Here is a 7,676-nt window from a genome sequence, read left to right on the forward strand (position 1 = left end):
CGTTTTATATTTCACTTCACTTTCATCTATAAACAGTTTATCCTTCTCGTACAAGAAAGAGGGCTATCTCGTAGCCCTCTTAGTTTGTCTATACTTATTTTACCTTTTCAGCACTATGAATGACAAATGATTCTCCTTCAACATCAAAGATAACTTTTTGTCCTTTCTCAATAGCACCTTTTAATAGTTCTTCCGATAGTCTATCTTCTACATGTTTCTGAATTGCTCTACGAAGTGGGCGAGCACCGTACTCTCGGTCAAACCCTTTATCAGCAATGGCCGAAATTGCTCCTTCTGTTAATTGCAATTCAATTTCTTGCTCTTTTAAGCGATTTACTAACTGATTTACCATAAGTGTTACAATCTCTTGAATATGTTTTTTCTCAAGCATATGGAACACGATAATTTCATCAATACGGTTTAAGAATTCTGGACGGAAGGCTTTTTTCAGCTCATCCATTACTTTACCTTTCATATCTGAATAATCGCGGCTCTCATCTTGTACGTTAAATCCAAGATGCTTATTACGTTTTAACGCCTCTGCACCAACGTTAGATGTCATAATAACAATTGTATTGCGGAAATCAACTGTACGCCCTTTCGAATCTGTTAAGCGACCATCTTCTAATACTTGTAGTAAAATGTTAAACACATCAGGATGAGCTTTCTCTACCTCGTCTAATAGGACAACTGAATATGGCTTACGGCGAACTTTTTCTGTTAATTGTCCACCTTCTTCATATCCAACATACCCTGGAGGAGATCCAACTAAACGAGAAGTAGAATGTTTCTCCATGTACTCAGACATATCGATGCGAATCATTGCATCTTCATCACCGAACATAGATTCTGCTAACGCTCTTGCTAACTCCGTTTTACCTACACCTGTTGGTCCTAAGAAAATAAATGAGCCAATCGGACGTTTCGGATCTTTCAATCCTGCTCTAGCACGACGAACAGCTTTCGCTACAGCTACTACCGCTTCATCTTGACCAATAACACGATCGTGAAGAATCGATTCTAAGTTTAATAATTTATCAGTCTCTGTTTGTGCAAGCTTAGAAACCGGGATACGAGTCCACGTAGAAACAACATTTGCAATATCTTCTACTGTCACTTCTGAGTTTTCTTTTCCTTGTTGCTCTTTCCATTGACGCTTCGTATCTTCTAACTTCTCACGTAAACGTTGTTCCATATCACGTAAGGAAGCAGCTTTTTCAAACTCTTGACTTTGTACAGCTGCATCTTTTTCTTTTCTAATTTCCTCAAGCTTCACTTCAAGCTCTTTTAGATTTGGTGGTGTTGTATAAGAGCGTAAGCGAACCTTTGAAGCAGCTTCATCAATTAAATCAATTGCTTTATCTGGTAAGAAACGATCTGTAATATAACGATCTGAAAGCTTTACAGCTGCATCAATTGCATCATCTGTAATAGATACGCGGTGATGTGCCTCATAACGATCGCGTAAACCTTTCAAAATTTGAGTTGATTCATCTAAACTTGGCTCATCAACGTGAATTGGTTGGAAACGTCTCTCTAAAGCTGCATCTTTTTCAATATATTTGCGATATTCATCTAACGTTGTCGCCCCAATACATTGTAATTCCCCACGAGCTAAAGATGGTTTTAAAATGTTCGATGCGTCAATAGCACCTTCTGCTCCACCTGCACCAATTAATGTATGAAGTTCATCAATAAATAGAATGATATTTCCTGCTTGGCGGATTTCATCCATTACTTTCTTCAAACGGTCTTCAAATTCACCACGGTATTTCGTTCCGGCTACCACTGTACCCATATCTAGTGTCATAACACGCTTATCTCTTAAAGTTTCAGGAACTTCATTATTTACGATTTGTTGTGCTAATCCTTCTGCAATTGCCGTTTTACCTACACCAGGCTCCCCAATTAATACAGGATTGTTTTTTGTTCTACGGCTTAAAACCTCAATTACACGTTGAATTTCTTTACCACGTCCAATAACAGGATCTAAACGATTTTCACGTGCAACAACTGTTAAATCACGTGCTAAGCTATCAAGTGTTGGTGTATTTGCATTTGTTGAAGAACCACCTTGATGACCTGAACTTGCTTCATTACTTCCAAGAAGTTGCAATACTTGTTGTCTTGCCTTATTTAAGCTAACACCTAAGTTATTTAAAACACGTGCTGCTACCCCTTCACCCTCGCGGATTAAACCAAGTAAAATATGTTCTGTTCCAACGTAAGAATGACCTAATTTACGAGCTTCATCCATAGACAGCTCAATAACCTTTTTAGCACGCGGTGTATAATGTACGGTTTGAGAAGCTTCTGTTCCGCGTCCAATTAACGCTTCTACCTCTTTTTGAACTTTCTCCGGGCTTAATCCAAGAGCAATCAACGCTTTTGCTGCAATTCCTTCACCTTCGCGTACAAGCCCAAGTAAAATATGTTCTGTTCCAATATTGTTATGCCCAATACGAATCGCTTCCTCTTGAGATAAAGCTAATACTTTCTGTGCTCTTTCTGTAAATCTTCCAAACATCATAGAAATCGCCTCCTACTTGCGCTTAGTTTTTTTCAATACGTAATCGCTCACGGATTAAGGTTGCTCTTCGATAATCTCTTTCTTCTGGCCCTAAAGGTCCTCCCGCATATTGTTGTAAAATGCCCGGTTGTGTAAGAACCATTAGCTCAGTCAAAATATTTCTCGATATACCTTTTATATATCCTAAATCAATACCAAGTCGTAAATCTGATAAGCAATTGGCTGCTTCCGCAGATTGAATTAAACGACTGTTAGCTAGTATGCCATAAGAGCGATAAACTTTATCTTCAAGCTCAATACTTGAATTTTGTACAATTAATTCTCTAGCCATCTTTTCTTGCTGTATGATTTGTTGAATAACACTCTTTAAATCTGCAATAATATCTTCTTCAGATTTTCCTAGCGTCATTTGGTTTGACACTTGAAATATATTACCTAACGCTTCGCTACCTTCACCGTATATTCCTCTTACTACTAACCCTAATTTTTGAATTACTTGTATAATACGGCTAATTCTTTTCGTTAAAACGAGCCCCGGTAAATGGATCATTACGGAAGCCCTCAATCCTGTACCAACGTTAGTAGGGCAGCTCGTAATATATCCAAGTGATTCATCAAAAGCATATTCAACCTCTTTCTCAATCCAATTATCTATTTGATTGGCACTTTGAAGGGCCTCTGATAACTGCAATCCTGAAAATAAGCATTGAATCCGAATATGGTCTTCTTCATTCAGCATAACACTAATATGTTCGTTTTCTGACAATAGACACGCTCCATATTCTGTTCCTGCAAGGTTGGGACTAATTAAATGCTTTTCAACTAATACTCTCCTTTGAAGAGGCGTTAATTCATTCATTTTTAATAGTTCAAACTCTCCAAAAGGTTCTACTGTTTTATTTATAAATTCCTTTTTAAATAATTCTTGAATCTGTTTAGCTTCTTCTTCGTTTTGCATAGTAGAGAATTGATATTTTTTAAAATTACGAGCCAAACGAATTCGACTACTTAAAACAATATCAGAATCAGGGCCATCCCCCTTCATCCATGGACTAATCGCTTCATTCATAATTTTGTCCAGTGACATAGAACTATTCCCCCTCTCTATGCTCACTAAGCTGAGTTTCAAGGTTTCTAATTTTATCCCTTACTTCAGCAGCTTTCTCAAATTCCTCTTTCTGTACGTATTGTTTCAGAATGAGTTTTAGTTCATCTAATTCTTTCTTTAAGTGAATATTTCCTTCTATACGCTCCGGAATTTTTCCACAATGATCTGTATGCCCACCGTGAAGACGTTTTAATAACGGCTTTAAATGTTCCTTAAATGTATCGTAACAAGAAGCACATCCAAAGCGTCCTACCTTTGTAAGTTGCTCATATGTCATTTTACAATTTGGACATCTCAATATACTTGTGTTCGAAAATCCGCTTTTTTCTTCTTCAAACATTGTTGATTCACCGTGTAATAACCCAGCAAATAAATCATGGAATGAAAAGTTAGACTGCGATGATTGAAAGAAAGACGTATAGCCACTTTGTTCTGCACATTGCTCACAAAGATGAACTTCCGCCTTCTTTTCGTTAATTACTTTTGTATAATGTAAAGTTGCTGGTCTTATATTACAGTTTTGACAAGTCATCACTATCCCCACCTTTACAACAGGAACGATCTATCTCATAGTACTTTTCATACATTACTAGACTGTTCACTTTCCTTTATTCGTTTACATAAAAGTGCGTGTTCTTTTTTCAAAACTTCTACAATATTTAACTGCCTTATCTTTTAGTTATTATTCTTTTACAAAAGCTGTATTTATTTATATTTCAGTGTTCTTAACATTGCGCATAATATTCGAGCCCTAAGTTCATCTCGAGAAGGAACATCCATTGATAATACAGAACGATCTAGTACGCTTAACATAAGTTTAGCTTCACGATTCGTTATGATTCCCTCTTCTATTAAACGTATAATCATACTCTCTGCATTTCCTTGCGCAACGCTATGATCAATCATATGAAGCATTTGATCAATAATGTCTATATCGTCATGCAGTTTGACTTTTATAATGCGAATGTAACCTCCTCCACCACGTTTACTTTCTACTACAAATCCTCTTTCTAACGTAAAACGGGTATTGATTACATAATTGATTTGAGATGGTACGCACTCGAATCGATCCGCAATCTCATTTCTCTTGATTTCAATCACATTATTATTACTTAAGTCAATAACTTGCTTTAGATATTGCTCAATGATATCAGATATATTTCTCATTTATCCGCCACCTTTATTGACTTTGACTATCTTTGACTTTAATTATATACGTATTAATAAAATTTGCAACTCTTTTGCTTATTTACTATCCTAGCCACATTCCCCTGTATTTAATCAAAATAATAATGATTTAAATACATTTTTTTATTACTATGGATTATAAAAGAAAACACGAAAAAACACGAGTCATTTGACTCGTGCTTAGTTGCTTGGCGACGTCCTACTCTCACAGGGACAAGGTCCCAACTACCATCGGCGCTAGAGAGCTTAACTTCCGTGTTCGGTATGGGGAACGGGTGTGACCTCTCTGCCATCATCACCAAACTATGAAGGCATATTCCTTCAAAACTAGATAACATTTGCTACATATTATATGGTTAAGTCCTCGATCTATTAGTATTCGTCAGCTCCACATGTCACCATGCTTCCACCTCGAACCTATCAACCTGATCATCTTTCAGGGATCTTACTAGCTTACGCTATGGGAAATCTCATCTTGAGGGGGGCTTCATGCTTAGATGCTTTCAGCACTTATCCCTTCCGCACATAGCTACCCAGCTATGCCCTTGGCAGAACAACTGGTACACCAGCGGTGCGTCCATCCCGGTCCTCTCGTACTAAAGACAGCTCCTCTCAAATTTCCTACGCCCACGACGGATAGGGACCGAACTGTCTCACGACGTTCTGAACCCAGCTCGCGTACCGCTTTAATGGGCGAACAGCCCAACCCTTGGGACCGACTACAGCCCCAGGATGCGATGAGCCGACATCGAGGTGCCAAACCTCCCCGTCGATGTGGACTCTTGGGGGAGATAAGCCTGTTATCCCCGGGGTAGCTTTTATCCGTTGAGCGATGGCCCTTCCATGCGGAACCACCGGATCACTAAGCCCGACTTTCGTCCCTGCTCGACTTGTAGGTCTCGCAGTCAAGCTCCCTTATGCCTTTGCACTCTACGAATGATTTCCAACCATTCTGAGGGAACCTTTGGGCGCCTCCGTTACACTTTAGGAGGCGACCGCCCCAGTCAAACTGCCCACCTGACACTGTCTCCCGGGTCGATAAGACCCGTAGGTTAGAATTTCAATACAGTCAGGGCGGTATCCCACCAGCGCCTCCACCGAAGCTAGCGCTCCGGTTTCAAAGGCTCCCGCCTATCCTGTACAAACTGTACCAAAATTCAATATCAGGCTACAGTAAAGCTCCACGGGGTCTTTCCGTCCTGTCGCGGGTAACCTGCATCTTCACAGGTACTATAATTTCACCGAGTCTCTGGTTGAGACAGTGCCCAAATCGTTACACCTTTCGTGCGGGTCGGAACTTACCCGACAAGGAATTTCGCTACCTTAGGACCGTTATAGTTACGGCCGCCGTTTACTGGGGCTTCAGTTCAGAGCTTCGCTTACGCTAACCCCTCTCCTTAACCTTCCAGCACCGGGCAGGTGTCACCCCCTATACTTCGCCTTACGGCTTCGCAGAGAGCTGTGTTTTTGCTAAACAGTCGCTTGGGCCTATTCACTGCGGCTTTCCGTTAAGAAAGCACCCCTTCTCCCGAAGTTACGGGGTCATTTTGCCGAGTTCCTTAACCAGAGTTCTCTCGCACACCTTAGGATTCTCTCCTCGCCTACCTGTGTCGGTTTGCGGTACAGGCACCTTTTATCTCGCTAGAAGCTTTTCTTGGCAGCGGGGAATCAAAGACTTCGCTCCATAAGGAGCTTCCCCATCACAGCTCAGCCTTCACGATAAGCGGATTTGCCTACTTATCAGCCTAACTGCTTGGACGTGCACAACCAATCGCACGCTTCTTCTATCCTTCTGCGTCCCTCCATTGCTCAAACGATAAAGAGGTGGTACAGGAATATCAACCTGTTGTCCATCGCCTACGCCTGTCGGCCTCGGCTTAGGTCCTGACTAACCCTGAGCGGACGAGCCTTCCTCAGGAAACCTTAGGCATTCGGTGGACGGGATTCTCACCCGTCTTTCGCTACTCATACCGGCATTCTCACTTCTAAGCACTCCACCAGTCCTTCCGGTCTGACTTCACTGTCCTTAGAACGCTCCCCTACCACTGATACCATTCGGTATCAATCCGCAGCTTCGGTGGTGTATTTAGCCCCGGTACATTTTCGGCGCAGAGTCACTCGACTAGTGAGCTATTACGCACTCTTTAAATGGTGGCTGCTTCTAAGCCAACATCCTAGTTGTCTAAGCAACTCCACATCCTTTTCCACTTAATACACACTTTGGGACCTTAGCTGGCGGTCTGGGCTGTTTCCCTTTTGACTACGGATCTTATCACTCGCAGTCTGACTCCTAAGGATAAGTCATTGGCATTCGGAGTTTGACTGAATTCGGTAATCCGATGAGGACCCCTAGTCCAATCAGTGCTCTACCTCCAAGACTCTTACACTTAAGGCTAGCCCTAAAGCTATTTCGGGGAGAACCAGCTATCTCCAGGTTCGATTGGAATTTCTCCGCTACCCACACCTCATCCCCGCACTTTTCAACGTGCGTGGGTTCGGGCCTCCATTCAGTGTTACCTGAACTTCACCCTGGACATGGGTAGATCACCTGGTTTCGGGTCTACGACCACGTACTAAACGCCCTATTCAGACTCGCTTTCGCTGCGGCTCCGCCTCTTCAGCTTAACCTCGCACGGGATCGTAACTCGCCGGTTCATTCTACAAAAGGCACGCCATCACCCGTTAACGGGCTCTGACTATTTGTAGGCACATGGTTTCAGGATCTCTTTCACTCCCCTTCCGGGGTGCTTTTCACCTTTCCCTCACGGTACTGGTTCACTATCGATCACTAGGGAGTATTTAGCCTTGGGAGATGGTCCTCCCAGATTCCGACGGAATTTCACGTGTTCC

Annotated in this window: 4 protein-coding genes and 2 rRNA genes (1 of these 6 only partly in view); all 6 read right to left on the minus strand. The window is 41.7% G+C overall.

The genetic code is table 11. The features are described 5' to 3' along the window. Positions 1 to 94: 94 nt before the first annotated feature. Positions 95 to 2,530, minus strand: coding sequence for an ATP-dependent protease ATP-binding subunit ClpC (clpC, locus tag QCI73_RS27280; RefSeq protein WP_071730792.1), 2,436 nt, complete (start codon positions 2,528 to 2,530; stop codon positions 95 to 97). Positions 2,531 to 2,552: 22 nt separating this feature from the next. Further along, the gene (gene mcsB / locus QCI73_RS27285) at positions 2,553 to 3,617 is read right to left on the minus strand and encodes a protein-arginine kinase McsB (RefSeq protein ID WP_000050825.1); all 1,065 of its coding nucleotides are present in this window, start codon (positions 3,615 to 3,617) and stop codon (positions 2,553 to 2,555) included. Positions 3,618 to 3,621: 4 nt separating this feature from the next. Further along, positions 3,622 to 4,170, minus strand: coding sequence for a protein-arginine kinase activator protein McsA (gene mcsA, locus QCI73_RS27290; RefSeq protein WP_001979504.1), 549 nt, complete (start codon positions 4,168 to 4,170; stop codon positions 3,622 to 3,624). A 173-nt stretch (positions 4,171 to 4,343) separates the two neighbouring features. Further along, complete coding sequence (ctsR, locus tag QCI73_RS27295; RefSeq protein WP_001244563.1) at positions 4,344 to 4,805, minus strand: transcriptional regulator CtsR; 462 nt, start codon at positions 4,803 to 4,805, stop codon at positions 4,344 to 4,346. A gap of 207 nt (positions 4,806 to 5,012) precedes the next feature. Beyond that, positions 5,013 to 5,129, minus strand: a 5S ribosomal RNA gene (rrf, locus tag QCI73_RS27300). A gap of 49 nt (positions 5,130 to 5,178) precedes the next feature. Continuing rightward, positions 5,179 to 7,676: ribosomal RNA gene (locus QCI73_RS27305) — 23S ribosomal RNA — on the minus strand; it runs 425 nt beyond the window's last position.

The sequence above is a fragment of the Bacillus cereus group sp. MG16 genome (assembly GCF_040459875.1).
GTDB classification, from domain to species: domain Bacteria; phylum Bacillota; class Bacilli; order Bacillales; family Bacillaceae_G; genus Bacillus_A; species Bacillus_A paranthracis.